The 3062-nt window shown below is 79.3% G+C and carries 1 protein-coding gene and 1 pseudogene; both read left to right on the top strand.

Going from position 1 to position 3062, the window contains the following annotated elements; translation table 11 throughout:
• The coding region (locus tag EAO77_RS35095; RefSeq protein ID WP_147992375.1) for a PQQ-binding-like beta-propeller repeat protein at positions 1 to 1871 on the top strand (1871 nt) is incomplete at its 5' end.
• 338 nt (positions 1872 to 2209) lie between these two features.
• A pseudogene (locus EAO77_RS35090) lies at positions 2210 to 3062 on the top strand (hypothetical protein); the annotation flags it as partial.

Here is a 3062-nt window from a genome sequence, read left to right as displayed (position 1 = left end):
ACCCGGCGGTGGTCCCGCCCGCCGCGGCCCCGGCGACCGGGACCACCGCCGGGTCCGCCACCGCCACCCCGTCGGCGGACCCGCACGGCGCGGCCGTCGCCGACGCGGTACCGGTCGCGCAGGCGCAGGACGCGGCCGCCCCGGCCGGTGCCGACGCCGCTGCGGCGTCGCACGCCTCCGGCGCGGCCGTCGTGCCCGTGTCCGGACGCGGGCAGGCGGACGGCGGGGAGGACCGCGCCACCGTGCTGGTGCGCCGGGCCGGGGCGAGCGGGCGGCCCCCGTCGGGAAGGGACACCACGCCCCTGCTGGTGAAGGATCTCGTCCCCGCCGAGCCCCGCGCCGCGGCGCCCGTGCCGCTCCCCCGGCCCTCCGGCACCCCCGACCAGGGACCCGGCGGCGCCCCCGCGCCCGTTGCCGCGCTTCCCGCCGGCGGCGCGCCGCAGCTGCCGTACACCGCGGGTGCGCTCACCGCGGGTGCGCGGCCGCCGCTCACCGCCGGCCCCGGCCCGGCCCTGCGGACCGAGGCCGCCGGGATCGGGCGGCGCGGGCTGCTCGTCGCGGCGGCGGCCGGTGCCGCCGGGCTCGTCGTCGGCGGCACGGCCGTGGCCGCCCTCGCGGGCGGCGAGGAGGCGAAGCCCGCCGCGCCGAAGCCCGCGCCCGCGTCCCGGCCGAGCCCCATGGCGGGCTTCGCGCCCGACGCGCAGTGGCGCTACGAGCACCCCGCGCCCCCCGAGCAGCCCGAGGGGGCCCCCGCCGTCCCGCTGGGCGCGGTCGTGTGGCAGGACAAGCTGCTGCTGCTCACCGACGCCCAGGGCACGGCCGCCGTCGATCTGCGCACGGGGCGGCGGGTGTGGACGCTCGAAGAGGCGGCCTCCGCCACCCGGGTCGTCCCCGTCGGCACGTACTGCCTCGTCGACACGGCCGAGGAACTGCTGTGGGTGTCGGCGGCCGACGGCAGGGTCGGCCAGCGTCTCGCGAAGAAGACCCTCGCCCTGCCCGGCGAGACCCTGACGATCGGGCAGGTCCTCGGCTCGGACGGGCCCACCGCCTGGTTCACCGCGCATGTGCAGCGGACCGTCGAGCGGACGGTGCGGGGACGCAGGCAGAAGGCGGCCGTGCGGGAGGCGTACGTCATCGCCTACGACCTGGCGGCCCGCGCGCAGCAGTGGCGGACGCGGGTCCCCGAGGGGCGCGCGCCCCACACGCCCGCGTACCAGCTGGTGGCGGTCCGCCGCGACGACGTCCTCGTACGGCAGGACGGCCGGACCCTGACGCCCGCGCAGCAGAAGGCGGCGCGGAACGGTTCGGTGCTCCACTCCCTGGACCGCGCCACCGGCAAGGCGCGCCCGGGGACCCTGCTCACGGCCGTCGGCGCGACGGCGGCCGTCACGGGCGACGCCTCGGGCCGGATCTACGCGGCGGCGGGCGGCGAACTGCACGGTTACACCGGTGCCGACGGCCGCCGCCTGTGGCGGGTGGCAGCGGCGAACACCCGGGGCGAGCCGGGGGTGTTCGCCTATGGCACGCCCCTGGTCGCGGGCCCGGCCCTGTACGTGGCCAACCGCTTCCAGCAGGTGTGCGCCGTCGACACCGCGACCGGCCGCGAACTGTGGCGCCGCTCGACCCAGGCGCCCGCGTGGCGCGAGACCCCGGTGACGGCGCTGAGCCCGAGCGGCCGCACGGTCCTCACGGGCGACGCCGTCCAGCTGACGGCGTTCGCGGCACGCGACGGCAGGCGGCTGTGGAAGTTCCAGGAGGCGGGTGCCGAGGACGCGCCGGAGCAGGCCACTCCGCGCTATGCGGCGTTCCCGGCCGGCACGCGTACGGTCGTGCGGCGCGGCAGGACCTTCTACGCCCTCCCGGTGAGCTGAGGGCCCTGATCCCGGCGGGTGCGGGTGCGGGTGCCCCGGCACCGCGCCGGCGGTGCGCAGGCGGAGGCATGCCTCCGCCGCCCGAGGGCTGCGGCCCGGGACGAGCGGCCACCTCCGCCCGGCGAACCGCCCCCGGGCCCTGCGGGCCCAAGGCCCCCGCCGGTCCGCCTGATCCGGACGGAAAGCACCGGCGCAGGCGCGCGGGCAGGCGGGCGGAGTGTGCCGGGACGGGTGACCGCGTTGCGCCGTACCGACCATCCGCCGTGGCCGGACGGACCGGAGCGGACACCCTCTGCGCGGGGGCCCGATCCGCCCCGTCCGCACTCGGAGGTGATGGCGTGTCAGACAGGCTGCTCGCCGGGGTGTGCGCGACGGCGCTCGCCGTCGTCACGGCCCTGGCCGCGACACCGGGTCACGCCGCCGTCCCCGTGCCGGATCCGCCGGCGCGAAGCGCCGTCGGCAGGGTGCTCGGCGATCTCGGGGACGGAGTCGTCGAGGCGCTCACCGGCGGCGTCCCGGAGCGCGGCGAGCCCGGGCCGCCGGTGAACGGGGCGGGAGTGGTGTCCCGGATCCGGGAGTTGTACGCCCAGGCGGCCGACGCCGAGCGCAGCGCCCGGGAGGCGTCCTCGGCCCTGCGGAGCCGGCGCGCCGCGACGGCCCGGCTCCAGCGGCAGCTGCACGCCGCGCGCACGGCGCTGGAGAGGAGCCGGGGGGACGCCGGGCGGATCGCCCGGGTGCAGTACCAGGGCGGCTCCGAACTCTCCGCCCAGCTGCGGCTGCTCCTCGCCCGCGACCCGGAGCAGGCTCTCGAACAGGACTACCTGATGGAGCGGGCCGCCGTCGCCCGACTCGCTGCGACGACCCGGCTGACGGCCGCCGAGGCACGCGCCCGCGCCCTCGCCGAGGCGGCGCGGGCCGGGCTGGACGCGGAACTCGTCCTCGCCGTCCGGCAGGAGGAGGCGCGGGCGCGGGCCGTCGCCCGGCTGCGGTCGGCCGAGGCGCTCCTCGCGACGCTCTCCGCGCAGGACGTCGCCGCACTCGACGCGTGGCCCGCTCCATCAGGTAGTCCTGTTCGAGAGCCTGCTCCGGGTCGCGGGCGAGGAGCAGCCGCAGCTGGGCGGAGAGTTCGGAGCCGCCCTGGTACTGCACCCGGGCGATCCGCCCGGCGTCCCCCCGGCTCCTCTCCAGCGC

The organism is Streptomyces sp. T39 (genome assembly GCF_008042045.1).
In the GTDB taxonomy this organism is placed as follows: domain Bacteria; phylum Actinomycetota; class Actinomycetes; order Streptomycetales; family Streptomycetaceae; genus Streptomyces.
The sequence above is the reverse complement of the archived record's forward strand: the minus strand, read 5'-3'. Positions and strand labels throughout refer to the sequence as shown.